This is a genomic window from Novosphingobium mississippiense, from assembly GCF_044029535.1.
Taxonomy (GTDB): Bacteria; Pseudomonadota; Alphaproteobacteria; order Sphingomonadales; family Sphingomonadaceae; genus Novosphingobium.
This window is the reverse complement of record NZ_CP147003.1, coordinates 935,002-961,786: the sequence shown is the minus strand read 5'-3', so window position 1 is coordinate 961,786 and position 26,785 is coordinate 935,002. Positions and strand designations below refer to the sequence as shown.

The following is a 26,785-nucleotide window of genomic DNA, read 5'->3' as shown; positions in this document are numbered from 1 at the left end:
GCGTCTTGATCCGGCCTGAAAACTGTCGATCCCGGCTTTCGTCGGCGGACGGGGGGCATTGATCGTCCGGCGTTCAGTTGTGGCGGATGCATTCTGCGATGCCGCAAAAAGGCAACTTGGGTTGCAAACGCTGCAATTGCGAGGTCGCGATGAACAGGCGATAGGGCGCCTGCCTTTCAGGCATCCTCTCCCAAAACCTATTCCAGCCCGTCCTTGTGACGGGCTTTTTTTTGGAGGAGTGGCGCGGGAAAAGCCTATCGTTCCCGCGCGTTCCGGTCACAGGTTACGGGCTTATTTGCCCTTCAACATCTCGATGGCGATGAGCGACGCCTCGTGCACATGCTCACGGCAGGCCTTCGCCGCAGCTTCGGCATTGCGGCTGGCGATGGCGTCTACGATCTTGGAAAGGCGCTTGAGACCGGCCGCCTGACGGCCGACAACGGACAGGGTCATGGCGCGCATCTGACTAATGCGGCTGTTGAGGCGCTGCACGATTTCCCAGGCGATCTCGTGCCCCCCGGTGGTGAAGATGACCTCGTAGAAATGGGTGGAGGCCTCCAGGGCGGCGATGGGGTTCTTCTCGCTATGCGCAGCTTTGATCGCGTCCAGCGCTTCACGCAGGCTGGCGACGGTTTCCGTCGATGAGCGTTCCGCGCAGGCCGCCGCCGCAGCGGATTCAAGCTGCATGCGGATATCGTAGATCTGTTGCGCCTGTTCGGGAGAGATCGTCGAGAGGCGGGGGCCCGAGGGTGTGCTCTCCACCAGCCCTTCTGATTCGAGATTGCGGATGACTTCGCGGATGACCGAGCGGCTCACACCAAGTCGTTCGCCGAGGGTACGCTCCACGAGCCGTTCGCCGGGTGCGATCTGCCCCTGCATGATCGCGTCGCGCACACGATCCAGCGCGATAAGCCTCAAGGTCTGTGGCCGCGCTTCGATCCGTTCCAAACTCATCCTCCACAAGGGTTTCGCTACTCTTGAAGCCCTCATGACAAGAACCGTTGCATGTGTCCAGTCTTCTGGTATACCACCATACAACATTCCAGAGGAGGTTGCCGCGATGGCCCTGAAGATTCGCAAGCTTGTGTCCTATGTCGAGGAAGTCCGGATCGAAGGCGGCAAGGATGCCGAACGCCCGGTGACGACCGTTCTTGTGGCTGCCGTCGTGAAGAATCCCTGGGCCGGTCGCGGCTTCGTGGAAGACCTCCAGCCCGAGATCCGCGCCTATGCCTCCGACCTCGGCGCGCTGATCGTCGAGAAGCTGACCGCCACGATCGGCGGGGCGGACAGGATCGAGGCCTATGGCAAGGCGGCCGTCGTCGGCGGCGCGGGCGAAATCGAGCATGCCTCGGCGCTGATTCACACGCTGCGCTTCGGCAACCATTTCCGCGAGGCGGTGAACGCCAAGTCCTACCTCAGCTTCACCAACAAGCGCGGCGGCCAGAATACCTCGATCCAGGTGCCGATGATGCACAAGGACGACGAAGGTCAGCGCTCGCACTACATCACCGCCGAGTTCGCCATTTCCGACGTGCCGCTCGACGATGAGATCGTCATCGTGCTCGGCGCTGCCGATGGTGGCCGCGTGCATCCGCGTATCGGCAATCGCTACCTCGACCTGGAAGCCATTGCCGCGGAGAAGGCCGCGCAGCAGGGCTGACCGTGGTCGCGGACATTTTCCCCACCGCATACGAGGATGTGGGCGAGGACAGGGGCGGAAACAATCCGCCCGTGATCCTGATCCACGGCGTCGGCCTGTCGCAGGCGATGTGGAGCGCGCAGAAAGCGGCGCTGCAGCACGCCTACCGGGTCATCACACTGGACATGCTCGGCCACGGCGGTAGTGCGGCTCCGGCCGATGATGCCGGGCTGGACGATTATGCCGATCAGGTTGCCGGGCTGATGGACCGTCTGGGCATCGACAAGGCTATCCTCATCGGTTTCTCGATGGGCGCCCTGGTCGCGCGAGCGTTTGCCCTGCGTTTTCCCGGCCGTCTGTCGGGACTGGTCCTGCTCAACGGCGTGTTCAACCGCTCCGAGGAAGTGCGCGCCACGATTTTGGGCCGCGTGGACGAAGTGCGGCAGGCCGGCCCGGCCGCCAATTCCGACGCGGCGATCGAACGCTGGTTCACTCCAGAGTTTCGCGCGGCCGAGCCGGGCTACATTGCCGATCTGCGCGCCCATATGGCGGCCAACGACTATCACGGTTATCTGACGTCCTATGGCCTATTCGCCAGCCAGGACAACTTCGGTGCCGATCGACTGGGGGAGATCGCCGTGCCTACCCTGGTGGCCACCGGAGAGTTCGACATCGGCTCCACGCCGGAGATGACCCGTGAACTGGCCGCCCGCATCCCCGGCGCCAAGGCGCACGTCGTTGCTGATGCGCGCCACATGATGCCGGTGGAAATGCCGGAAGAAACCAATGCCCTGCTGCTGGGCTACCTCGATGCGATAACCCAGTCGCCCATAACTGCCGGAGAGGCTTCATGACGACACGGAAATTCCAGATGCTGGTGGACGGCGCGTGGATCGACGCGGCTTCCGGGCAGACGTATGAATCACGCTATCCCGCCACCGGCCAGGTCTGGTCGGTCCTGCCCGACGCCGACGAGGCGGATGCCGACCGCGCCGTGCGCGCTGCCGACGCCGCCTTCCGCAGCCCGGCGTGGCGTGGGCTTACCGCCACCGCGCGCGGCAAGTTGCTTCGCCGCCTGGGCGACCTGATCGCCGAACACGCCGGCGAACTCGCCGAGCTGGAAACGCAGGACAACGGCAAGCTGATCCGCGAGACGCGCGGCCAGCTGGCCTACCTGCCCGAATTCTTCCACTACAGCGCGGGCCTTGCCGACAAGCTGGAGGGCAGCACGCTGCCGATCGACAAGGCGGACATGTTCGCCTTCACCGTGCCCGAGCCGCTGGGCGTGGTGGCCGCGATCATTCCCTGGAACAGCCCGCTCTACCTGACCGCCATCAAGCTCGCGCCCGCACTGGCGGCGGGGAACACGCTGGTCATCAAGCCGTCCGAACATGCCTCGGCCAGCATCCTGCGCTTTGCGGCGCTTGTAGAGGAAGCCGGCTTCCCGGCGGGTGTGGTCAACGTCGTCACCGGCCTAGGCCCCAGCGCGGGCGCGGCGCTGACCAGGCACCCGCTGGTGCGCCGCATCGCCTTCACCGGTGGCCCTTCCACTGCCCGTCACGTCATCAAGGCCAGTGCCGAGAACTTCGCCAAGCTCTCTCTGGAACTGGGCGGCAAGTCGGCGAACATCGTTTTCGACGACGCCGATCTGGAGAGCGCGGTGAACGGCGCCGTTGCGGGGATCTATGCCGCCTCTGGCCAGAGCTGCGTCGCCGGTTCGCGCCTGCTGGTGCAGGACGGCATCTACGACCGCTTCGTGGCGGCCCTGACCGAACGCATGGCCCGCATCCGCATCGGCGACCCGCTCGATCCGAATTCGGACATGGGCCCGATGGCGACCGAGCAACAACTGGGGGTCGTCGAAAGCATGGTCTCCCGCGCCCGTGACGAAGGCGCCGAAGTGCTGGCAGGCGGCAAGCGTCATGCCGCCGGCGAAGGCTGGTATTACGAGCCGACCCTGCTCGCCTGCAGCTCCGATCAGCTCGACGTGGTGCAGAACGAAGTGTTCGGCCCCGTCGCCGCGATCATGCGCTTTTCCGACGATGCCGAGGCGCTCGCGCTGGCGAACGGCACCGAATACGCGCTCGCGGCGGGTATCTGGACCCGCGACATCGGCCGCGCCCACCGTTTCGCGCGTGATGTCCATGCCGGGATCGTCTGGGTGAACACCTACCGCGCGGTCTCGGCGATGGCGCCGATCGGCGGCTTCGGCGCGAGCGGCTACGGACGTGAGGGCGGCATCCATGCCGTGCTCGATTACACCGAACTGAAGACCGTCTGGGTCAACCTGTCGGAACAACCGATGGGCGATCCCTTCGTGATGCGGTGAGAGGATATAGCAAGATGACGAAAAGCGTGATCGATCCGGCCGAGTTCCGGAAGGCCATGGCCGAATTCCCCTCGGGCGTCACGGTGGTGACCGCTCTCGACGAGCAGGGTGGACTGGTGGGCTTTACCGCCAGTGCCTTCTCCTCGCTGTCGCTGGACCCACCGCTGGTGCTGGTATGCCCGGCGCTGACGTCTGCCACTTACCCGCACCTCGTGCGCGGCGGCCGTTTCGGGATCCATATCCTCGCTGCCGACCAGCAGGATATCGCCATGGCTTTCGCCTCGAAGGGCGCGGATAAAGTGGCGGCGCTGGAATGGGCGCTCAGCGATCTTGGCAATCCGCTGCTGGAAGGCGCGAGCTGCGTACTGGAATGCAGCCTCTGGCGCGAATACGAAGGGGGCGACCACGCTATTCTCGTGGGCGAAGTCCTGCGTATCGATCGCTGCGAGAGCGGCGTGCTGCTCTATCATCGGGGGCGCATGAGCAACCATGCTCTCCCGGACGCGGAGGTTGCATTGGCATGACCGTCCGCAATCTCCATCCCTTCCGCGACCAGGCCTTTGTAGGCGGTATCTGGACTTCGTCTGCAGACACCGTGCCGGTGATCGACCCGGCCACCGGCGAGGTCATCGCTGAGGTACCATACCTCGGCGCCGCTGAGACCCGCACCGCCATTGCGGCTGCCCAGAAGGCCCAGGCCGAATGGCGTACCCGCCCCGCGGGCGACCGCGCGGACCTGCTGCTACGCTGGCACGCTCTCATGCTGGAACATCAGGACGCGCTCGCCGCGATCCTGACGGCGGAACAGGGCAAGCCGCTGGCCGAAGCGCGCGGCGAAGTGCTCTATGCCGCCAGCTTCGTGCGCTGGTTCGCGGAAGAGGCGCGCCGGGTCGAGGGCGAGGTCATTCCTGCGCCCCGCTCCAACCAGCGCATCCTCGTCTGGAGCGAGCCGGTCGGCGTCGTCGCGGCGATCACACCGTGGAATTTCCCCGCAGCCATGGTGACGCGCAAGGTGGCGCCCGCGCTGGCGGCGGGCTGCGCGATCATCGTCAAGCCCGCGCCGGAAACGCCGCTCACCGCGCTTGCCCTGGCGGCTCTGGCCGAAGAGGCGGGCCTTCCCGAAGGGCTGCTCAGCGTCATCACCGGAGAGGCTGCCGCCATTGGCGAGGCTTTCATGAGCAGCGATGTCGTACGCAAGCTCTCCTTCACCGGCTCGACCGGCGTGGGACGCAAACTCTATGAGCAGTCGGCACCGACCTTGAAACGGCTCTCGTTGGAACTGGGTGGAAACGCACCGTTCCTCGTCTTCGACGATGCCGATATCGACGCGGCGGTCGAGGGCGCGCTCCTCGGCAAATACCGCAATGCCGGGCAGACCTGCGTCTGCGTGAACCGCTTTCTGGTACAGGACGGCATTCACGATGCTTTCGTCGAGCGATTGCGGCAGCGGGTCGAAGGCCTTGTCGTCGGCCGGGGCACGGAAGCGGGCGTGACGATCGGTCCTCTCATCAACGACCGGGCAGTCGAGAAGGTCGAGCAGCACGTCGCCGATGCGCTGGCACGCGGCGGTCGCCTGCTGGCCGGCGGCCAGCGACAGGACGGGCTGTTCTTCCCGCCGACGCTGATTGCGGACGTTCCGCGCGATGCGCTGGTGGCTTCGGAGGAAACCTTCGGGCCGCTGGCCGCCGTGATCCGTTTCGAGACCGAGGAAGAGGCGATCCGTATGGCCAACGACACCGAGTTCGGCCTGGCCGCCTATGCCTATACCCGCGACATCGGCCGCGCCATGCGCGTCGCTGGCGCGCTGGAGTACGGCATGGTCGGGCTGAACGAGGCGGCGATCTCTACCGAAGTCGCACCGTTCGGCGGCATCAAGGCCTCCGGCATGGGGCGCGAAGGATCGCGGCACGGCATTACCGACTATCTCGAACTGAAATACGTGATGATGGGCGGGCTTTAACCCCCACGTTACGGACCCTTGGGTCGCACAAGAATAAGCCCCGGCATCCACGGATGCCGGGGCTTATTCCGTTTACAGGGAAGGGAGAATGTCAGGTCTGCGCGTCGATTTCCGCAATGACCTCGCGCGCCAGGCGGAAGCTGTCCACGCCTGCCGGGATGCCCACATAGACAGCGATCTGCAGCAGAACTTCGCGGATTTCCTCACGCGTCAGGCCGTTGTTCAACGCACCGCGGATGTGCGCCTTGAACTCGTGCCCGCGATTGAGCGCGGCGATCATGCCCAGGTTGAGGATCGAACGGCTGCGGCGGTCGAGGCCCGGGCGGTTCCAGATCTCGTCCCAGCAGTACTTCGTCGTCAGTTCCTGCATCGGCCAGTTGAAATCGTCCGCGCCGTCCAGCGCCTTGTCGACATAGGCATTGCCCAACACCGCGCGGCGGGTGGCGAGGCCGCGCTCGAACTTTTCGTCCTGCGGCTTATCGGTCATCTTGTTCCAGTCCTTCCACGATCAGGATTTCCACCTCGGCCGCGCCTTCCCGCTTCGCGCGGGCGGCACTGTATGCGGGCGAGGCATGGCAGGCGAGGGCGGCTTCCATGCTCGGAAACTCGATCACGACGGTGCGCTCGAACGGCTGCGGCCCTTCAAGCGCGACCGACCGGCCACCGCGCGACAGCAAAGTCCCGCCGCCCGCGATCAGGGCGGCGGGTCCAAGCGCCATGTAGCCGGTATAGGCTTCCGGGTCGGTCACGTTGACCCGGGCGATCCAGTAGGCTTTGGCCATGGTCGATCAGGCGAAAGCCGGAAGCACTTCATCGATGAAGAGGCGTAGGGATTCACGCTTTTCCTCGAACGAAAGGCTGTTATCGACCCAGATGCTGTATTCGTCGACGCCCAGCGCCTCGTAGCCCTTCAGGCGCTCGATCAGTTCGTCGGGCTTGCCGATCATGACATTCTTGCGGAGCGTTTCCGGCACGTATTCGGGGAACTTTTCCGGGTTGATCGGCGGCACGGCGGTCTGGAAACCGTTGACCGGCGGCGTCTTGTTGCCGAACCACGCACCGAACGAGCGGAAGAAGAACGAGATGCCTTCGGCCGCGGCCTGCCAGTCGTCGTCGCCGGTGTGGACGTGGGCGTGCTGGAGCACCATGATCTTGGGCCGCTCGGTGATTTCCGGCGCAGCTTCTATCGCGTTTTCGAATTTGCCCATCAGATCGGCCACTTCGGCGTCGCCCTTGGCGAGCGGCGTGACCATTACGTTGCAACCGTTGGCGACCGCGAACTTGTGCGAATCCGGGTCGCGCGCGGCGATCCACAGCGGCGGACGGGCCTGAACCGGCTTGGGCACGCTGGTGGAGGTGGGGAACTTCCAGATATCGCCATCGTGCTCGACGTCGCCTTCCCACAGCGGTTGGAGCAGGGGCACCATCTCGCGCAGATAGCGGCCGCCATCGGTGGCGGATACACCGTTGAGCATGCGGTCGAACTCGAACTGGTAAGCGCCGCGCGCTAGGCCCACTTCGGCACGTCCGTTGCTGATCACGTCAAGCAGCGCGGCTTCGCCCGCCATGCGGATCGGATGCCAGAACGGGGCGATGAAGGTGCCGGCGCCCAAACGGATGCGGCTGGTGCGCCCCGCGACGGCCGCGAGCAGCGGAATCGGGTTCGGCGAGATGGTGTATTCCATCGAATGGTGTTCGCCGATCCAGACTTTGTCCATGCCGCCGGCTTCCGCCATGTCGCACAATTCCAGCAATTCCTGGAAGAGCTTGGGGTGCGAAACCGAAGCGTCGTAGCGCTCCATGTGCAGAAAGATCGAGAACTTCATCGTCCATCCTTTTCCCTGCCTCGCTCTGGACGAGGCTTAAAATTTCTCTTGCGACTCGCTCGAAGCAAGAATACCGTCCGATGGTATACCACAAAAACGATGGTGCAAGAGGATAACTGAAGCATGGCTAAAGCGGGCGATACCTCGGCCGGCGTGATCGAGGAAAACAGCATTGGCTTCGTGCCGCTGACCGAGCGGCACGGGAAGGTGCGCGATCTCTTCACGCTCTGGTTCACGACCAACATCGCTCCGCTGCCGGTGGTTACCGGCGCCATGGCCGTGCAGGTCTATCACCTGCCGCTGACCTGGGGCATTTCCGCGATCATTCTGGGCCATCTTGTTGGCGCTCTGGTTCTCGGCGCCTGCTCCGCGCAAGGGCCGCAGATGGGGCTGGCGCAGATGATCCAGAGCCGGGGGCAATTCGGCCGCTACGGCGCACTGCTGGTGGTGACCTTTGCGACGTTGCTCTACGTCGGGTTCTTCATTTCCAACATCGTTCTGGCCGCCAAGTCGGTTCATGCGCTGCAGCCCGCCGTGGGCCTGCCGGTCGGTGCCGCGCTTTGCGCGCTAGCCGCCGCAGGTATCGGCATCCTGGGCTACAATGTGATCCACCTGCTCAACCGCGTGGGCATGTGGTTCATGGGTGCAGGCCTGATCTTCGCTTTCGCCAACCTCGTGGCGCTCATGCCGTCCGAACTCTGGACGCAGGGCCAGGGGTCCATGATCGGCTGGCTGGCGATGTTCTCGCTCGCAGCGGTCTGGCACATTTCCTACGCCTGCTACACCTCCGACTATTCGCGCTATCTGCCGCCCAGCGTCGGTATCCGCGCGCCATTTCTGGCCAGCTTCGCGGGCGCTGCCCTCGGTGCAGGCGCATCGTTCACCCTGGGCGCCGTGGCCGTTGCCGGCGCTCCTGCCGGCGCCGATCCCATGGCCATCGTCAGCGGCGCCACGGGCATGCTGGCACCGGTGTTGATGGCGCTCTTCGTCTTCAACATCGTCAGCCACAACGCGCTCAACATCTACGGCGCAGTGCTGTCGCTCATCACGATGGCACAGACTTTCTTTGCCTCGTGGCAGCCGGGCCGCAAGGCGCGCGTCGTGCTCTCGACCCTGGTGCTGGCGGTTTGCCTGGTCATCGCGACGACCTCAGCCGACGACTTCGTTCCCCGCTTCATCGGCTTCGTCATCGGCCTGATGGTCGTGCTGGCGCCCTGGGCCACGATCAACATCGTGGACTTCTACTTCATCCGGAAAGGCCACTATGACATCGACTCGTTCTTTCGGGCCGACGGCGGCATCTACGGCCGGATCGATCTGAAGGCGGCGGCGGCCTACATCGCCGGCATCGCGGTGCAGCTGCCGTTCCTTGCCAGCGGCATCTACACCGGTCCTCTCGCTGCGGCGATGGGCGGTGTCGACGTGGGCTGGCTGATCGCCCCGATCGTGACCACGGCGGTCTACCTTGCCCTTGGCGCCGGCCGGAACGCGGACGCCGCGCAGCCGCTGCCGGCCGAATGAACACGCAAACCTGGGAGAGCGACATGGCCACTATTGCCCCCGAACACGATATCAAAGCCTTCCTCTCGAGTGCGGAGGAAATCATCGACGAGGCCCGCAACGGCCGCATGTTCATCCTTGTCGACGACGAGGACCGCGAGAACGAGGGAGACCTTGTCATTCCCGCGCAGATGGCAACGCCGGAAAAGATCAACTTCATGGCGCGCTATGGCAAAGGCCTGATCTGCCTGGCCATGACGGAGGCACGGGTAAGCCAGCTTGGCATCGGCCTGATGAGCCCCAGCAACGGAACGCAATATGGCACGGCTTTCACCACCTCTATCGAGGCGCGAGTCGGCGTCACAACCGGCATCTCCGCGGCGGATCGCGCGCGCACTATCGCCGTCGCCATCGACGGTACGAAGGGCAGTGAAGAGATCGTCACGCCCGGGCATGTCTTCCCGTTGATCGCCCGCGAAGGCGGTGTGCTGGTCCGCGCGGGCCATACCGAGGCAGCGGTCGACGTGGCGCGGCTGGCAGGGCTCAACCCCTCGGGCGTGATCTGCGAGATCATGAACGAGGACGGCACCATGGCCCGGCTTGGCGATCTGCTTGCCTTTTCGCAGCTTCACGGCCTGAAAGTCGGCACGATCCGCGATCTCATCGCCTATCGCCGCCGCCACGACAATTTGATCGAGCGTACAGCCCAGGCCCGCTTTCACAGCCGCTGGGGCGGCGAATGGCAGGCCATCACCTATCGCAACCGCGCCACCGATACCGAGCAGATCGCGCTCGTGAAGGGCAGGATCGATCCTGCCCGGCCGACGCTCGTGCGAATGCACGTCATCTCCACGCTCACCGATATCTTCGCCGGTGAAAATGGCGGATCGGGCGTCCTTGAAACCGCCATGCAGACGATCGCGGAGGAAGGCAGCGGGGTGGTGATCGCCATCAACCGCGCGCGCAACGACCGTTTCACGATGGCCCTGAAGGCGCAGGCAGGAACGCTGTCGCCGGCGGACATGGACGAACTGCGCGATTACGGCGTGGGCGCGATGATCCTGACGGACCTGGGGATCGAGAAGATGGTCCTGCTGACCAACACGCATCGCACCCCGGTGGCGCTGGCCGGCTATGGGCTCTCTATCGAAGGCGAGCGGCCGATAAAACCGGGCCAATAAAACCGCGTCATAGGGCCCGGCCCCGCAAGGGCGCCGCCTAAAACGCATATTCGACATTCCCGTCATCCCCCGCTGCGGCTGCCCTGCGGCAAAGGAACAGTCATGCTCCCCGTCCTCGCTCCCGTGATCCTGGTTGCTTCGGCACCGGCGACGATCCCCGATTGCACCCCCGGCGCCACCGATGGCACGACCTGCGCGCCTCCGACTGTAGAACCCGCACCGCCCGTTGAACCTGCTCCGGCCACGCGATCGGACGCGCCCACGAAGGCGAAGCTGAACATCGGCGCGGCCTTGCGCGGTCGCTACGATTTGCGCTTCAACGATGTCGACGGTGCGGGCCAGCGGCGGACCTCCAACCACCTCTCGTTCGATACGCTGGCGCTTACCGCCGACTACGATTCCGCGAAGTTCTTCGGTGCCGCGCAGTATCGCTTCTACGGCGCCAGCTTCCTCTACGGAAAGAACGGCGGTTACGAGGGCTATCCCGGCGAAGTCCAGTTCCTGATGTACGCCTATGCCGGTGCCAAGCTGAGCAAGGAGGACAGCGTCACGGTTGGCGTTCAGCCGGTGCCGTTCGACGACCGTTACTGGGGCTCCTCGATCCTCGACGACCTCGGCTTCGTCTATGGCATGGAGGAAGTCTACAACCTCGGCATCAAGTACAAGCGCCAGACTTCGAACCTGCGGGCCGAGCTCGGCTTCTTTCCCGGTAGCGGGCCTGCCGTGATGGGCATCAGTCGCGACGCCGCGCGCTATTCGACGAACATCGCCAGGGCTGATAGCTATGTTCCCAACGGCTCACAGAACGATGAGCGGAAGATGGTGATCGGCAATGTCCAGTATGCATTGGTCAACCAGCCGAATACCACGCTGAAGGCAACCGCCTCCGCCTGGGTTTCGAGTATCTACAACTTCGACACCGGCAAGGAAGGCAGCAAGCACCTGTTCGCCTTCAGCCTGACGGGCAGCCACGGCCCCTGGAGCGCCAAGGCACTGGTCGCGCGGCAGGACATCGATCCGCGCAATCCCGGCCGAAATGACATTATTACGGTCGGCGGCTTCGATGCCAGCTACAACATCGCCGCCAAAGGTACTTATGCTTTCGGAGAGATCGGCCGAACCATCAATACCGGCACTCTGCCGTTCGACGTGCTCGTCTATGCCAACTACGGTCGCTTCATGAAGGACGCGGCCGGGTTCAAGGACAGCGAGCGTTTCGACCTGGGCGCAGTTTGGACCGCCAAGGACAAGGGCAGGATCAAGGTCTATTCCGAGTTTCTGGTCGGCCGCAACGATCCCTACGTCGGGGCAGGCCAATTCATCTCCGGCGCGGCAGAGGGCGGCGACAACAAATGGAAGGCCGCTTTTATGATGATCTTCGGATATTATTTCTAAACAACCCGTGGAGTGCAGGGCCGTTATCCAATCAACCGTCCTTCACTACCGGTAGAGGCAAAAATGCACGCAGAATGATGGCCCGAAAGGCCCGTCGCGTACTTTGATAGGCGCGATGCGCTTTCCGGTTCGCTTCCTGTAACGACGAAGTTCGGAACGCCACCGTGGACCTCGCCGATGGAGCTTTGGCAAACATGGCCTGGAAGTCCGGGCTATTCGCGCTCTGCTTTTCAAATTAAGCAATATCTAGAGCGATATCTTGTTGGTGATTGCGGCAGCAAACTGCACCATGACTGGTTATCGACGGCGGGATGGTTTCCAACCAGAGTTACCCCCGCCGCCATGCATGCCAGGATTGCGCCGCTCCGCGATCATATCACTTCGCTCGTCTGGATCCTGCTGATTGGGATCGGTCGCTGGATGTGAGGAAACGGCTTCATGCACGCCGTGCTTTGGGGCATATTTGGGTTCCCCATCGTTGCCTTCGGATGGCTTTCGGCCCGAGGCGTTTGTGGGCGTTCGACTATCCATGGTCGCTCTCCTTGGTAACGGAACGGAGCGGCGGGGGCGATAGTTCCGCATTTGATCGAAAACGCCGGTTGTCTCCGGCAGCGAAGCTGCTCAATCCTCTCCATGACCTCGCCATGAGCCCCGGATCGGTTACCGATATCTCGTCTTTTTTTGTCGGACCTACCCCTTGCGAAGCTCTTGTGGTAATGGATGCAAACCCAGTGCGATTGGCAGCCGCCGCCGTCGTCGGTCTGGATCGGCGCTGATCGCCGCCTGTTCTGCAGCTTTTAGCGCTGCGCTTGAAGCCGGATGCGCCGGCAAACCCTTTCCTCGAACCCCAACCGCCAATATCCCGTCATCCTCCTTCAGGATTTTCCTTGCCTTCCCAGACTTCCGCATCGACGTTTTCATTCCTCGGCATTGATCTGCCCTGGGCCAGCCAACCCTGGATGCAGACGGGCCTTGCCCTGCTTGCGCTGACCGCAGGTGCCTGCCTTGCGAACTGGGTAGCCAAGCGCATTGTACTCAGGGGTGTGCTGCGCGTGCTCGGACGCAGCCCGTTCGAGGCCGAAGCGCGACACGTGGGCGCGATTGTCGCGCGACTTTCCAGTATTCTGCCCGCTCTGATCGTCCAAACCGGGATCGCTGCAGTTCCGGGCCTGCCGGTCGATCTGGTTGGCTTCGTGCACAGCCTTTGCGCCGCTTTCATCATCCTGACCCTGGCGCTAGCGCTGACCGCGACGCTCACGCTCGGCAACGAATTGTACCAGCGACGGCCCGATGCGGGAAACAGGCCCATCAAGGGCTATGTCCAAGTCGCCAACCTGCTGGTCTATGCCGCCGGCGCGATCCTGATGCTGGCGGCGCTGATGAACCAGTCGCCGCTATTGCTCCTCTCTGGGCTTGGTGCGATGGCTGCCGTGCTGCTGCTGGTGTTCAAGGATACCATCCTCTCGCTGGTCGCCTCGGTTCAGATCGGCTCCAACGACATGGTGCGCGTGGGCGACTGGATCGAGATGCCGAAACTCGACGCGAACGGTGATGTGATCGACATCGCGCTCCATACGGTGAAGGTCCAGAACTTCGACAAGACGATCACGACAATCCCAACGCATCGACTGATCACGGAGAGCTTCCGGAACTGGCGGGGAATGTCGGAATCAGGTGGGCGTCGTATCATGCGTGCCCTGATGATCGCCAGAACTCGATCGGCTTCCTTGATGAAGCCGGGCTTGCCAACCTCGCGCGTTTCGGTGTGCTCGACGATTATCTGCGCGATCGTCAGGAACAGATACGCCGATGGAACCACGTGCACGCGCCGAAGGAAATCCTGGATGCACGGCGTCTCACCAATATTGGTACCTATCGGGCCTATGCACTGGCGTACTTGAAGGCCCGGCCTGACATCGCCGACGACAAGACCCTGCTGGTGCGGCAACTCGCACCCGGTGAGCATGGCCTGCCACTTGAAATCTATGCTTTCGCCGCAACCACTGTCTGGGCACAATATGAAGATATCCAGGCCGATATCTTCGATCATCTGATTGCGATCATGCCCGAATTCGGTCTCAAGATCTTCCAGCGTCCGACAGGATCGGATTTTGCCTTTCTCGGGCAAGCTGTAGGGTTTAGCGCGGAACGCCAATTCCGCTCGCCCGCCACCCCACCCATCCAACAGGACCTTTGATCCATGCGTGCCCTTCGTCAAAATCTGCTGACCGGTCTCGTCGCGATGGCCTGCTCGATCGTCCCGAACATCTCGCTTGCCCAGGTCCGATCCGGTTCGGCGGATCAGGGGACGTATGTGGACACGGTCGAACTTTCGAAGAAGGCCGCGATGGTCGTATTGGCGCGGGTGACGCATCTGGAACCGGTGACTGCCGCGGCGCCAGGTTCGCTTTCGTCGACCCATCGGCGCTATTACGCCGAAGCCCGCACGCGTGCGCTGCTGTACGGCCAAAGCGGCATCGGCGGCTCGCTGCGCTACCTGGTGGATCTGCCGGCAAATTCGGCATCGGGGGCAACGGATCTGGAAGGAAAAGATGTTTTCCTGTTCGGTGCACTCGTTCCCGGGCATCCGCAGGAGATAAAGCTGGTTGAACCCACGGCGCAGCAGTTCTGGTCCCCCGAGAGGGAGAGCCGATTGCGTTCCGTTCTTCGCGCCTTGGTATCGGCCCCGACATCCGCGCCGGTAACGCGGGTCAGGGAGCTCAACTACGTAGCTGGAAATCTTGCCGGGCAGGGCCGCACGCAGATTTTTCTCGATACCCAAAGAGGGCCTGCCACCATCGCCGTGCGTCATGTTCCCGGCCAGCCGGAAACCTGGGGCGTATCGTTTTCCGAATTGACCGGAGGCGATCTGCATCCGCCTGCTCCGGACACGCTCGATTGGTACAATCTGGCCTGTTTCTTGCCGGCATCACCGCAACAAAGTGCCTACACGTCGGCTACGTTTGCGGCGAAGGAACAGGCCTACTCGGATTATCGCATGGTCGTGGCGGCGCTGGGTCCATGTGAGCGCAGCTAGAGCGCTTACCAATCAGGTGGAATCGCCTGAAGACCCGGAAAACGCGGCAAAATCTTACAGCCGTTGATCCGATGCAATGGGGTCCGAAATTGCTCTGGAAGGCGCCGAACCGATCGGTGGCGGTCCGGCTCCAAGGATCGCCAATTTGATCGTGGAATGTATCCTACCCGACGTCCTCACTGATGGATATTGCATTCGAAGGGCATTGGCTGACCGCTCTGCGCACAAGGTCCTCGAACTCGCTGGGCACCTGCTCGCTCAAGACCACGGCGTAGCCATCGTCGTGGATTTCGAACAGTTCGGGCAGGATGCCCAGGCAGACCCTGAAGCCTGCGCAGATTTCCTCATCGATGCGAACTTTCATACCGGGTCGAACTCCAGGCCGAGATGGGTCAATCCGCGCAGGATGAATGTCGGCAGATAACCGTAGCGACGCGCTCCACGCGGTCCATGAACCTCTTCGGAGATCCGAATGTTGCCGGTGCGGTCGAAGAAGCGGTTGAGGGCAACGATCGTCTCGGCACGAGCCAGCGGCGCACCGGGGCAGGTATGACGGCCGCGGCCGAAAGCGATGTGCAGTTTCGCGTTCGCCCGCTCGATCTGGAATTCGCCAGGCTGCTCGAACATCCGGGGATCGCGGTTTGCTGCACCGTTGGCGATGAACAGGAATGTGCCTGCCGGTATATCGACACCGCCGAGGGTGGTCGGCTTCTTGGCCAGGCGGAAATCGCCCTTCACCGGGCTTTCGTGGCGCAAGCATTCCTCGACGAAATTGGCGATCAGGCTGCGGTCCGCACGTAAGCGCTGTTGGAGGTCAGGCCGCTCTGCCACCTGCTGGAAGGCATAGCTGAGCAGGCGCACTGTCGTTTCCTGGCCTGCCGCGAAGAGATTGGCGGCGATCCGCGCGACGTCGAGCGGCGTCGGTTCGGATCCATCCGGGAAAGTGGCTTCGGCAAGCCCGGTCAGCACGTCTCCACGCGGATTGCGGCGGCGATCTTCGATGTATCCGGAGAACTTCTCATAGAGCCATGCAAGCGGCAGGTGTTCCACCTCCTTCTCGCTGGTGCCACCCACGACGGCGCCGCCACGCTCCTGTTCCTGGCGAAGCAGGTGTTTGCGGAACTCCTGCCGATCTTCGGCCGGCACGCCCAGCAGATCGGAAATCACAAGCACGGCGAAGGGCCCGGCGAAGTCGCCCATGAACTCGCACTTTCCGCGGGCCAGGAACGTGTCGATCTGCTGGTCGGCCAGTTCCCACATGAACTCTTCGTTCTTCTTGAGGCGCAGCGGCGTAATCAGGCGCATCAACAGAGCCCGATGGTCGCTGTGGACAGGCGGGTCCATGGTCGGCAGTTGGTCGCTAAACGGCGTCCTGTCCCGATACTCCTCGATCAGTTGCGAGATGTCATCGTTTTCCCGTCCCTCCAATGGGATGGGAACACCTGCGATCGGTCCCGTGGTAGACATGCAGGACGAGAAGTTCTCGATGTCGTTGTAGACCGTCAGCGCTTCTTCATAGCCGGTGACCATGACGATGCCCTGGTGAGGTTCGCGCACCACAGGGCCCGTTTCGCGCAGGTAATCGAAATAGGCATAGGGATCGTCGATAAATTCGTTGCTGCGGAAGAAGTCATACTCTTCGAATTTGCGCTGCATCCCGTTCATGCCAATCTCCCGGGCTGACTCTGATTTTCCGCTGTACAGCCGTTCAACATCTTCTAGCCCATTCGGCGATGTTGAGAACCCGATAATTCTTGTCAGTGTTCTGGCGATCCGCGGCTGGGGCTGAATTCGCCCATGCGATTGAGCCGGACAGCGCGGCTTGCCGCCAATTGGCGGATCATTCCCGCAAGAACCACTGTCCCTGGCGATGGGCCTGGGTGCAATCTTGGGGGATGGGTGATCGTCGAACGCTATCGCGTGGAGCCAGCTCCCGTTTGAGCGAAGCGTTCGACCGAATACAGCTTAGAGCCCGTTTGAAAATGCCTTGATGGGGCATTTTAAGAGCCGCAAAATTCGCTTTTGGCGAATTTTCAAACGGACTCTTACGTCGACAATTGGAAATCGGCCGGGAAAACTCTAAAAGCTAACGGCTTGATCGCTGATGCCGATCAAGCCGTAACCCACATCATTTCAAACCAGCTTGTTGGCCTTGATCAGTTCGCGGTACCAATCCGCACTGAGTTTCGGTGTGCGCTTCTGGGTCTGGAAGTCGACATGGTGGATGCCGAACAGCTTGGTATAGCCGTCTTCCCATTCGAAGTTGTCCATCAGGCTCCAGAGGAAGTAGCCTTGGATCGGATACCCTTCGCTTACCGCCCGGTGCATGTGGGTGATGTAGTTGCGCAGGTACATGACGCGATCCGCATCGTACACCTTCCCGTCCTGGGCAACTGGGTCGTCGGCCGAGCAGCCGTTTTCCGAGATGTAGAGCTTCTTTGGCTTCCACAGTTCGCTGACCGTGCGGATCGACCAGTACAAAGCTTCTGGCGTCACGTTCAGCCACGGCGAGGCCATTCGCGGCGAGTTGGCGAGGTGCGGCAGGATCTCATAGCCGCTCGCCGTGTCGGCGGCGCGCACGGTATTGGAGGTGTAGACGTTGAGCGAGACGAAATCGAGCGGGCTGCCGATCGCCTTCATGTCTCCGGCCTGCACTTTGGGTGCATCCTTGCCCTGTGCGGCAAGGTAGCTGTCGATGTAGCGGCCTTCCATGATCGCGGTGAGGAACATGGCGTTCTCCTCGCGCATGGCCTTCTTGGTCGCTTCGATGTGCTCGGGCGTCTCGATGGCGGGCACGAAGATCGTGGCGTTATCGGCAAGGCCGACCTGCGTACCGGCCTTCGCGTGCGCGCGGATCGCCTGCACGCCGAGCCCGTGCGCCAGCACGCCGTGATGGCGGACCTGGTTCACCTGATCCATCGGCAGCCGTAGGGCAGGGGCCTTGTTGCCGTTCCAGTAGGCAAGGTCGGTAAAGCAGCGCAGTTCGTTTACCGTCATGAAGTGCTTTACACGGTCGGACATCTTGCCCGCCATGAAACCGGCATAGTCGGCAAAAGCATAGGCGGTATCGCGTGACTGCCAGCCGCCCTGAAGGCCGGTCGGCAGGTCCCAGTGGAACAGCGTCATATGCGGTTCGATGCCGGCCGCCAGCAAACCGTCGACCAGGCGGTTGTAGTAGTCGAGCCCCTTCTGGTTCGGCTTGCCCTTGCCAGAGGGGAAGATGCGCGACCACGCCACCGAGAAGCGGTATGACTTGGCGCCCAGCGCCTTCAGTAGCGCAATATCTTCCTGATAGCGGTGATAGCTGTCGCAAGCCACGTCGCCGGTGCCGCCGTCAGTGGTCTTGCCGGGCGTATGGGCGTACACGTCCCACACCGTTTCGCCGCGGCCATCCTCCTTGACGCCGCCTTCGATCTGATAGGCTGCGGTAGCGCAGCCCCACAGGAAGTCCGACGGGAAAGCAAGGCCATCTGCGGCCGCGCCGGCAGTCGGCGCGGTTGCCAGCGCCTGCGCGGTCGCACTTTGTCCACCCAGCGCTGCGCCCAGCGCGGCGGCGCCAATGCCCTTGCCGAACTGGCGGCGGTTAAATCCGGTCATTGATCCTGTCTCCCTGAAATGTCGGCGATGCGGGCTTACTGCCCGGCCATGATCTTGACGAGACCGTCGAGCGATTGCCCGGTGGGCAGCGCCTGACGGCTAGTGAGCTTGCCCGCCTTGTCGTCCCACACGAGTTCTGCCTTGCGGCCGCCCTTGCCGTTCGCGCTGCGGTAGGCATTGGTGGTGCCGTCATCGTCGTAGAGCGTGAAGGTGGCATTGGCGCCCGGATAGACGCGGATGGATTCGAGCGCCTGCTTCGAGGCGGTGCTCGGGATTTGGGCGCCCACCGGCACGATCGAGCCGGCCTTCACGAAGACGGGGATATGCTCGATCGGTGCGTCTGCCTCGATCGTCTGACCGCCTTCATATCGGCGGTTGGTCCAGTAGTCGTACCAGGCGGAGCCGGCAGGCAGATAGACGGAGCGCTTCGTCTGCCCCTGTTCGGTCACCGGGGCCACCAGGAACGCAGGGCCGAACATGTACTGATCGCCGATCGTCGCCACCTTGGGGTCGTTCGGGAAGTCCATGAACAGCGCGCGCATGAACGGAGCGCCGGTTTCGTAAGTGTGCCGGCCCAAGGCGTAGAGGTAGGGGATCAGGGCATAGCGCAGACGCAGGTTGTCGGCGAGGATCGGCTCGGCGGCCTTGCCGTATTGCCACAGCGCCGTGCCGGGGCGCTGGCCGTGGATGCGCAGTGTCGGCGTGAAGACGCTGTATTCGAACCAGCGCACGAACAGCTCGGGATAGTCCGCATAGTCCGGCGCCATTGCCGTCGCGCCGGTCGGGTCGACAAGCAGGGGATGCTGCGCCTTGGGGCCGTTGGGCCACTGCCAGCCGCCAATGTCGCTGCCCCAGTAGGCAAGGCCGGTCGCGGTGAAGCCAAGGCCCGCCGGCACCTGGCGCTTCAGCGCGTCCCATGTCGAGCGGACGTCGGACGACCAGAACAACCCGCCAGTCCGCTGCGAGCCGAGATAGGCCGCGCGCGAGAGGATGAGGTTGCGGAAGTTCGGGCGATCCCGCTCGGTGCCTTCGGCAACGCCGCTGGTGTGAAGGAGGGGGAAGAGGTTGTGGTAGCGGTCACCCGAACCGATCGAATAGAAGAAGCCGTCCGGTACCAGATCGGGCTCGGTCTCATCCAGCCAGAACCAGTCGAAGCCTTGCGAGGCAATATTGTCGCGCAGCTTCCCCCAGAACCATGCGCGGGCATCGGGGTTGGTGCTGTCGATCAGTGCGCCGGCGCGATCCGAGCGAACCGGCAGTCCGTCAACGACATTGCCGTCCTTGTCCTTGAGCAGCCACCCCTTTGCCGAAAGCATGTCGAAGTAACGCGATTCACGTTCGAAGCGCGGCCATACGCTGATGATCGAACGCATGCCCATGGCCTTGAGCTGATCGTTCATGCCCTTGGGATCGGGGAAATAGGTGGGGTCGATATCGAGCTGGCCCATGCGCGACCAGTAGAACCAGTCGAGCACCATGACATCGAGCGGCAGGCCGCGTTGGCGGTAGCCGTTCGCGATATCGAGCAGTTCCTTCTGCGTTTCGTAGCGCGCCTTGCTCTGGATCAGGCCGAACGCGGCCTTGGGCGGCAGAGGGGTCTGGCCGGTCAATTTCGCATAGCCGGCGTAGAGTTCATCGGTGGTCTTGCCGGTGATGACGAAGAACGAGACGCGCTCGCCCACTTGCGACTGGAAGCGGGTGCTGCCGTGAAGGCCCGGCCAGACGGTCGTGCGCGCAGGATTGTCCCAGACGATCCCGTAGCCCTTGTTGGTGACCATGAACGGCACGCACACGGTTTCGCCTGCCGGTGCGTCGTAATTGTGCGCGCAATCGATCTGGCGGCCGCGAAGGTCCAGCGTGCCTTCCTGGTTCTGGCCGAGGCCGTAATAGTGCTCATCCTGCGGCGCATCGAAGCTGGCGCCGACCTTGAAAGTCTTTTCGCCGTTCACGGTGACCGGCGCCATTTCCCAGCCGTTCATACGAGTGAGCAGCGTGCCGTCGGCACCGGTTACCGAAAGGCTGACCGGCGGCAGAGAGGGTGCGAAGTACCGCTCCATCATCGACGGAGCAGGCGGATAGGGCTTGGCGTCGATCGTAAGCGTCAAGGCCGAAGAGGCGTAGATATCGCCTGAAGCGTCGGCACGGTGCGTCCATCCGGCGGCGTCGGACTTGGCATTCGGTCCTTCGCCGGGCGCGCCGCTTGCAAGCGCGGGATCGAGGGCGATGGTCACGCGCACGATGTTCGGTGCGTAAGGCTCAACCGAAACGCGGCTTCCATTGCGGTCCAGCAGCGCAAACGGCTCAGCATGCGCAACGCCAGCTCCGAGCGCCATCCACGAAAGGCCCAGGCACATTGCGGCCTTGCTTGCGATGCGGACAACTGGTGAAGTCATGTCGTACCTTTCCCGATTTCTTATGGCGGCGCTGGATGCGCATCTGGAGGGGAGGCTGGCGATCAGGTTGGTCCCGTAACCCCCCGCAGAGATTTGCTCCACGGATGTTCCGGCATCCTGCCCCCCAGACTGCTCTTCGTTGAGTGTCTGGTAGCGCTATCAAATTTCAATGTCGAGGGGGCGTTCCTTGGATTTTCTGGAATAGGCCGACAAAATTGCAGGCTCGTTCCGGAGCGGCAATTTCGTACCTGAACCACGCAGGCTTACATGGCATTGGGGTGATGGCACCCGCAGCAATTTGCTAGGCTACGCCACCCCATTTCGATTGCCGTAAAATAAGAAACAACAAGGAAAATATCTCTGACACGCGCCCTGATCGGGCCGTCCGAAACATTAGGAATTCCCAATGTTGGGATCACCAAGGGCAAACCTTCCTTGCGATAAAGCCGTGCCCATGAAGCGCCGAAACGGAACGGGCATGACAGGAGTGCGGGCTGGAATGACGGTCAGGCTGATACCCTGCGCCGCAATCGCGGCGCTTGCCGGCTGTGCGCACTATTCGCCCTTGCCGCTGCCGGAATCGGCACCGCTGGCAGGCAGCGCGCGGGAGCTGGCCGCAGCGCCTGCATCGATTGCCCCGCTGGGTGTCGAGGATGTGGTCGCGCTGGCACTGGCCAACAATCCCGATCTCAAGGCGGCAAGGCTGGGCCGCGATGTTGCTGCGGGGCAGACCAGGCAGGCCGGAATCCTGCCTAATCCGTCGCTGACGGCGGCGTTCCTGCCGCTGATCTCCGGCGCGGGAAGCGTGCCGGGCTGGAACTTTGGCCTGGCGCAGGATGTGAAGGCGCTGATCACGTACAAGTCCCGCCGCCGGTCCGCGCAGGATGCGGAAGGGCAGGTCGCGGCCGATGTAGTGTGGCAGGAATGGCAGATCGCCGGAAAGGCACGGCAACTGGCCACCGACCTCATCATGGGCGCACGCGCACGCCCGCTTTATCTGGCCGCGTTCGAACAGTTGCAGGACAGGAACGCCCGGCTGGAGAAGGCGCTGGCCGCGCGTACGGTGACGCTTTCGGACGTTGCGCCGGATCGCGTCGCTCTCCGGTCGGCGCGGAGCGCGCTGGATACGTTGGATCAGAATCAGCTTGCATTGCGGCATCAGTTGAATGCTCTGCTCGGTCTGCAGCCCGATGCCGAATTGCGGCTGGCGGACAAGGTGGACCTGCCCGCTTTCGATGCGGCGGGGATCAGGGCCGGGCTTGGCGATCTTCCGCGGCGCCGGCCGGACCTGCTGGCGCTGCGGCTGGGCTACGCGGCGGCCGACGAGAATGTGCGACAGGCGATCCTGGCCCAGTTCCCGGACCTGGTACTGGGCGGCAGCATCGCCAGCGACAATTCGAAAGTGATCAGCGGCGGGCCGGACGTCACGCTGGGGTTGCCGATCTTCGATCGCAACCAGGGCAATGTCGCCATCGCCAACGCCAGTCGCGCGCAGCTTCATGCCGAATATTCCGCGCGACTGGCGGCGACCACCGGCGAAGTCGGCGCGATGCTTTCCGAAGCCGAACAGCTTTCGGCCCAGTTGCAGGTCGCCCGGCACGATCTGCCCGCCGTCCGCGCTGCTGCCGACAACGCCCAAAAGGCCTTCGCCACATCCCATCTCGACGAGCGGGCCTACCTCGATCTCGTCTCCAACCGCTTTGCCCGGGAACAGGAAGTCATGACGCTGGAGACAGCCTTGCTCGATCGCCAGATCGCCATTCAGACGCTGGTGGGGGCTGGCCTGCCGACCATGGATCTGCCGGCCGAGCCCGTGGAGGCGCGCCGATGAGCGCGGGCAGGCTGGCGTCCGTCGCCGCGCTGCTTGCGCTCGCGGCATGCAGCGGTGGCGAAAAGCAGGAAGGTGCGGCCACGCCCAGCGTCTTGGTCACGCTAGCCCGGCCGGTGCGCGGCACTCTGCCGGCGACGATCACTGCCTATGGCTCCGCCGCGCCGTCGGAAGCGGGCATGGTGACGGTCAGCATGGCGCAGCCGGGGCAATTGACATCGCTTGCGGTGACGCCGGGCACGGCAGTGCGGGCCGGGCAAGTGCTGGGCACCTTCGCTGTCGCGCCGACCGCGCGCAGCGCCTATCTGCAGGCGGTCTCTGCGGTGAAGGCGGCCGAACAGCAACGCCGCTCCACCGTCGACCTCCTGTCACAGCACCTTGCGACCAGCGATCAACTGGCACAGGCGGACAAGGCGCTTTCCGATGCACGCACCACCCTGGCCGGACTGGCGGCGGAAGGGGCAGGGGCTTCGACCCATACGCTGACGGCGCCGTTCGCGGGGGTCGTCTCTTCCGTCACCGCCGCTCCCGGGGATCGCACCCAGCCGGGCGCGCCGATCATGACGATCGCCCGCGCGGGGGGCATTCTGGTGACGGTGGGCATCGATCCCGCCGATCGCGGCAGGGTCGCGGCGGGGCAGAAGGCCGAGATGAAGCGGCTTTCGGGCGGTACCGGCGTTCCCGGGCAAGTGGTGCGCGTGGACCAGATGCTGAACGCCAAGACACGCATGGTGGATGTCGACCTGAGCTTTCCAACCGGTGCGCTGCTGCCGGGCGAAGGCATGGAGGTGGCCATCCACACCGCCGACGTGGCGGGCTGGGTCGTGCCGCACGCTGCGGTGGTCACTGCGGGTGGCCCTGCACGCGTATTTCAGGACATGGGCGGCAAGGCCAAGGCGGTGCCGGTGCAGATCCGTCTGTCCACGCCGCAGGGGGACGTGGTGGAGGGCGCGATCGATGCCGGTCGGCCGATCATCGTCGAGGGCGCCTATCAGGTGAACGACGGTGATGCTGTGCGGCGGGGGCAATAATGATCGAACGCCTGCTGCGCTCGCAATCGCGAGCCTTCATCCTTGTCGCGCTGGCGATGGCGCTGGCCGGCCTGATCGCGGCCTATTCGCTGCCGATAGGGCTGTTCCCCCAAGTCTCTTTCCCGCGCGTGGTGGTGGACCTTGATGCGGGCAGCCGCCCGGCGGACCAGACCGCGCTGACCGTGACCCGCCCGGTGGAGGAAGCGATCCGCGCGGTGCCCGGCGTGCAGGATGTTCGATCCGAAACCAGTCGCGGTTCGGCGCAGATTTCGATCGACTTCGGCTGGGGCCGGGACATGGTTTCCAGCACGCTGATGGTCGATTCCGCCATCGCACGCATCCTGCCGACGCTGCCCACCGGCACGCAGTACGACGTGCGGCGCATGGACCCGACGGTCTTTCCGATCATTTCCTACGCGCTGGTGTCCGATGGCTCCGATCCGGTGGCCCTGCAGGACTTCGCCCGCTATCAGATCACGCCGCTGCTCTCCTCGATCTCCGGCCTTGCGCGCGTGGGCGTGCAGGGGGGCGAGACGGCCGAAGTGCAGGTGCTGGCCGATCCGCAGCGACTGGCGGATCATAATCTGGCGATGGCGGACCTTGCTGCTGCCATCCGCGGCGGCAACGTCCTGAGCGCGGTGGGGCAGGTGCAGGATCGCGGCCGCCTTTCTCTGGTGATCGCTGATCGCAGCGTACCGAGCGCGGAACAGGTCGGCGAGATCGTCGTCCAGTCCGATCCTGCTGGAATCGTGCGCGTGCGTGATGTGGCAACGGTGCAGAACGGCACGGTCCCCCAATGGCAGCGCATCGTAGAGGATGGCAAGCCGGCGGTGCTGTTCAACATCTATGAGCAGCCGGACGGCAATGCCGTGCAGATCTCGCAACAGGTGCAGGACAAGCTGAAGGCCCTGAAACTGCCGTCGGGCGTGCGGCTGGTGAACTGGTACGACCAGAGCGAGCTGGTCACCCATTCGGTCGCCAGCGTGCGCGATGCCGTGCTGATCGGGCTGGTATTGGCCGGGCTGGTCCTGCTGTGGTTCCTGCGCAGCTGGCGGGTGACGCTGGTGGCGGCGATCGTGGTGCCGGCGACACTGGCGGCAACGGTTCTGGTGCTGAGCGCGCTGGGCATGTCTTTCAACATCATGACCCTGGGCGGCATCGCGGCGGCTGTGGGCCTGCTGATCGACGACGTCATCGTCATGGTCGAACATATCGCCCGGCGCGCCGGCGCCGTCGGGCAGGATGGTGCAGTTGCGGGCGAGACGGCTGTATTCCCCGCCGCGCGCGAATTCATGGCGCCGCTCACCGGATCGAGCCTGGCCACGCTGATCGTGTTCCTGCCGCTCTCGTTCCTGACCGGGGTGACCGGTGCGTTCTCCAAGGCGCTGTCGGTAACGATGGCCGCGGCGCTGGCGATATCCTGGGCGATGACCGCTTTCGTGGTGCCGGTATTGGTGCGGTGGCTGGTCGATTTCGACAAGTGGCGCGATCCCGGCGCGGCGGGAGAGGGGCGGCTGGGCCGCACGCACGACCGCGCGCTCGATGCGCTGGGCCGCAAGCCATGGCTGCTGGGCGTGATCCTGGTGCCGCTGCTGGTGATCGGCTACATCGGGTACAGCAACGTACCCACCGGGTTCATGCCCAAGGTCGACGAAGGCGGCTTCGTCATGGACTATTACACCGCGCCCGGCACGTCGCTGGACGAAAGCACGCGCCAGATCGCGCAAGTGGACCGGATCCTGCGCGACAATCCGGAAGTGCTGACGTTCTCTCGCCGCCTCGGCACCGGTCTTGGCGGGGATCTGGGACAAAGCTACCACGGCGACTACTTCGTGCGCCTGAAGCCGGATCATGCGACACCGACCGAAGACCTTGCCGCCGCCGTTGCCGATGAAGTGGCAGTGAAGGTGCCCGGCGTCGAGGTCGAAGTGGCGCAACTGATGGAAGATCTGATCGGCGATCTCACCGCCGTTCCGCAGCCGATCGAGGTGAAACTGTTCTCCTCCGATCCCTCCGCTCTGGAGGCGCAGGCGCAGAAGGTTGCCAAGGTCATCTCCGGGATTTCCGGCGTGGTGGAGGTGAAGGACGGCGTGCAACTGGCGGGGGACGCGATCGACGTGGCGGTCGATCCGGTGCGGGCAGGGCTTGAGGGCGTGGCCCCGGCCGATGTCGAGACGCAGCTTTCCGACGCGCTTACCGGCACCGTCGCCACCACTTTGCCGCAGGCCAGCAAGAGCGTGGATGTGCGCGTGCGCCTGCCCAATGCCACGACCATGAGCGAGACCGAACTGGCGCGCCTGCCGATCCGGGCGAGCGACGGGCACCTGTTCCCACTCTCGCGCGTCGCCACGCTGACGCCGGTGGCGGGCCAGCCGCAGATCGCGCGTGAGAACCTGGAACCGATGGTGGCGGTCACCGGGCGTATCCAGGGGCGCGGGATCGGCACCGCGGTTGCGGACGTTACGGCCGCGCTGGACAAGCCCGGCGTGTTGGCCCCCGGCGCGCGGTATGAGATGGGCGGCCTTTATCAGCAGCAGCAGATCGCCTTCGCCGGGCTGATGCGCGTGTTCGGCGCGGCGCTGATCGCGGAGTTCATCCTGTTGCTGGTGCTCTATCGCCGGCTGTGGCTGCCGGTGATCATCATCGGCTGTTCGCTGCTCTCGACCACGGCGGTGTTCACCGCGCTGTGGCTGGCGGGCGTGGACCTCAACATCACGGCCTTGATGGGGATGACGATGATCATCGGCATCGGCACCGAGATGGCGATCTTCTACGTCTCCGAGTTCGAGGAAATGTCCCGCCACATGCCGCCCGCGCAGGCCACGCGGGAAGCAAGCCGCAACCGTGTGCGGCCAATTACGATGACGACGCTGGCGGCGATCCTGACACTGCTGCCGCTGGCACTGGCGATCGGGCAGGGATCGGGCATCCAGCAGCCGCTGGCCATCGCCATCATCGCCGGGCTGCTGCTGCAATATCCGCTGGTGCTGCTGGCGATGCCCGTGCTGGTGCGCCTGACCTTGCCGAAGGAGGCTGCTGAAGTCTGAGGTTCCCCTCGGCACCAACATT

General features: G+C 63.8%; 20 protein-coding genes and 1 pseudogene. 13 read left to right on the top strand and 8 right to left on the bottom strand.

From position 1 onward, the window contains the following. Nucleotides 1-291 precede the first annotated feature (291 nt). Nucleotides 292-954, bottom strand: a complete 663-nt coding sequence (locus tag WBP06_RS22835; protein ID WP_395337561.1) for a GntR family transcriptional regulator — start codon at nt 952-954, stop codon at nt 292-294. A 106-nt stretch (nt 955-1,060) separates the two neighbouring features. Between WBP06_RS22835 and WBP06_RS22830 the strand changes: the two genes are divergently transcribed. From WBP06_RS22830 to WBP06_RS22810, 5 genes are read left to right on the top strand one after another with little or no spacing between them, the layout of a single operon-like run. Continuing rightward, a complete protein-coding gene (locus WBP06_RS22830) occupies nt 1,061-1,660 on the top strand; it encodes an amino acid synthesis family protein (RefSeq protein WP_395337419.1) in 600 nt (199 codons plus the stop codon). 2 nt (nt 1,661-1,662) lie between these two features. Continuing rightward, the gene (locus tag WBP06_RS22825; protein WP_395337418.1) at nt 1,663-2,493 is read left to right on the top strand and encodes an alpha/beta fold hydrolase; all 831 of its coding nucleotides are present in this window, start codon (nt 1,663-1,665) and stop codon (nt 2,491-2,493) included. Then, nucleotides 2,490-3,968, top strand: coding sequence for an aldehyde dehydrogenase (locus tag WBP06_RS22820; protein WP_395337417.1), 1,479 nt, complete (start codon nt 2,490-2,492; stop codon nt 3,966-3,968). The genes WBP06_RS22825 and WBP06_RS22820 overlap by 4 nt, the downstream gene beginning before the upstream one ends. Before the next feature lie 14 nt (nt 3,969-3,982). Next, nucleotides 3,983-4,492: a flavin reductase family protein gene (locus WBP06_RS22815; RefSeq protein ID WP_395337416.1), complete on the top strand. Its 510-nt coding sequence runs from the start codon at nt 3,983-3,985 to the stop codon at nt 4,490-4,492. Beyond that, nucleotides 4,489-5,928: an NAD-dependent succinate-semialdehyde dehydrogenase gene (locus WBP06_RS22810; RefSeq protein WP_395337415.1), complete on the top strand. Its 1,440-nt coding sequence runs from the start codon at nt 4,489-4,491 to the stop codon at nt 5,926-5,928. The genes WBP06_RS22815 and WBP06_RS22810 overlap by 4 nt, the downstream gene beginning before the upstream one ends. A gap of 91 nt (nt 5,929-6,019) precedes the next feature. Here the strand turns inward: WBP06_RS22810 and WBP06_RS22805 are convergent, their stop codons facing one another. Genes WBP06_RS22805 through WBP06_RS22795 form a run of 3 tightly spaced genes read right to left on the bottom strand, consistent with a single transcriptional unit; the run spans nt 6,020 to nt 7,754 of the window. Further along, nucleotides 6,020-6,415 (bottom strand): carboxymuconolactone decarboxylase family protein, encoded by a 396-nt coding sequence (locus WBP06_RS22805; protein ID WP_395337414.1) that lies wholly within the window; start codon nt 6,413-6,415, stop codon nt 6,020-6,022. Next, nucleotides 6,405-6,710 (bottom strand): DUF1330 domain-containing protein, encoded by a 306-nt coding sequence (locus tag WBP06_RS22800; protein WP_395337413.1) that lies wholly within the window; start codon nt 6,708-6,710, stop codon nt 6,405-6,407. Before WBP06_RS22800 ends, WBP06_RS22805 begins: the two co-directional genes overlap by 11 nt. A 6-nt stretch (nt 6,711-6,716) precedes the next feature. Then, the gene (locus tag WBP06_RS22795; RefSeq protein ID WP_395337412.1) at nt 6,717-7,754 is read right to left on the bottom strand and encodes an LLM class flavin-dependent oxidoreductase; all 1,038 of its coding nucleotides are present in this window, start codon (nt 7,752-7,754) and stop codon (nt 6,717-6,719) included. Nucleotides 7,755-7,877: 123 nt separating this feature from the next. On the opposite strand from WBP06_RS22795, the gene WBP06_RS22790 reads away from it, so the two are divergent. The 5 genes and pseudogenes from WBP06_RS22790 (at nt 7,878) to WBP06_RS22770 (ending at nt 14,867) form a co-directional block, all read left to right on the top strand. Then, nucleotides 7,878-9,275, top strand: a complete 1,398-nt coding sequence (locus WBP06_RS22790) for a purine-cytosine permease family protein (protein ID WP_395337411.1) — start codon at nt 7,878-7,880, stop codon at nt 9,273-9,275. A gap of 23 nt (nt 9,276-9,298) precedes the next feature. Next, nucleotides 9,299-10,435 carry a 3,4-dihydroxy-2-butanone-4-phosphate synthase gene (ribB, locus tag WBP06_RS22785; RefSeq protein WP_395337410.1) on the top strand — a complete coding sequence of 379 codons (1,137 nt, stop codon included), beginning with the start codon at nt 9,299-9,301 and terminating at the stop codon, nt 10,433-10,435. A gap of 102 nt (nt 10,436-10,537) precedes the next feature. Continuing rightward, on the top strand, nt 10,538-11,830 hold the full coding sequence (locus WBP06_RS22780) for a hypothetical protein (protein WP_395337409.1): 1,293 nt from the start codon (nt 10,538-10,540) through the stop codon (nt 11,828-11,830). A 959-nt stretch (nt 11,831-12,789) separates the two neighbouring features. Further along, nucleotides 12,790-14,027: pseudogene (locus WBP06_RS22775) on the top strand (mechanosensitive ion channel family protein). A 3-nt stretch (nt 14,028-14,030) separates the two neighbouring features. Beyond that, nucleotides 14,031-14,867, top strand: a complete 837-nt coding sequence (locus WBP06_RS22770; RefSeq protein ID WP_395337408.1) for a hypothetical protein — start codon at nt 14,031-14,033, stop codon at nt 14,865-14,867. Nucleotides 14,868-15,030: 163 nt separating this feature from the next. Here the strand turns inward: WBP06_RS22770 and WBP06_RS22765 are convergent, their stop codons facing one another. The 4 genes from WBP06_RS22765 to WBP06_RS22750 all read right to left on the bottom strand — a co-directional run bounded on the left by WBP06_RS22765 (nt 15,031) and on the right by WBP06_RS22750 (nt 20,818). Beyond that, complete coding sequence (locus tag WBP06_RS22765) at nt 15,031-15,231, bottom strand: ferredoxin (protein ID WP_395337407.1); 201 nt, start codon at nt 15,229-15,231, stop codon at nt 15,031-15,033. Further along, nucleotides 15,228-16,532: a cytochrome P450 gene (locus tag WBP06_RS22760; protein ID WP_395337406.1), complete on the bottom strand. Its 1,305-nt coding sequence runs from the start codon at nt 16,530-16,532 to the stop codon at nt 15,228-15,230. Before WBP06_RS22760 ends, WBP06_RS22765 begins: the two co-directional genes overlap by 4 nt. 468 nt (nt 16,533-17,000) lie before the next feature. Further along, the gene (locus tag WBP06_RS22755) at nt 17,001-18,464 is read right to left on the bottom strand and encodes a GH1 family beta-glucosidase (protein WP_395337405.1); all 1,464 of its coding nucleotides are present in this window, start codon (nt 18,462-18,464) and stop codon (nt 17,001-17,003) included. A gap of 35 nt (nt 18,465-18,499) precedes the next feature. Beyond that, nucleotides 18,500-20,818 (bottom strand): TIM-barrel domain-containing protein, encoded by a 2,319-nt coding sequence (locus WBP06_RS22750; protein ID WP_395337560.1) that lies wholly within the window; start codon nt 20,816-20,818, stop codon nt 18,500-18,502. A 538-nt stretch (nt 20,819-21,356) separates the two neighbouring features. Between WBP06_RS22750 and WBP06_RS22745 the strand changes: the two genes are divergently transcribed. Genes WBP06_RS22745 through WBP06_RS22735 form a run of 3 tightly spaced genes read left to right on the top strand, consistent with a single transcriptional unit; the run spans nt 21,357 to nt 26,763 of the window. Further along, nucleotides 21,357-22,688, top strand: a complete 1,332-nt coding sequence (locus WBP06_RS22745) for a TolC family protein (RefSeq protein ID WP_395337404.1) — start codon at nt 21,357-21,359, stop codon at nt 22,686-22,688. Further along, nucleotides 22,685-23,716: an efflux RND transporter periplasmic adaptor subunit gene (locus tag WBP06_RS22740; protein WP_395337402.1), complete on the top strand. Its 1,032-nt coding sequence runs from the start codon at nt 22,685-22,687 to the stop codon at nt 23,714-23,716. Before WBP06_RS22745 ends, WBP06_RS22740 begins: the two co-directional genes overlap by 4 nt. Continuing rightward, on the top strand, nt 23,716-26,763 hold the full coding sequence (locus WBP06_RS22735) for an efflux RND transporter permease subunit (protein ID WP_395337401.1): 3,048 nt from the start codon (nt 23,716-23,718) through the stop codon (nt 26,761-26,763). Before WBP06_RS22740 ends, WBP06_RS22735 begins: the two co-directional genes overlap by 1 nt. Nucleotides 26,764-26,785 lie beyond the last annotated feature (22 nt).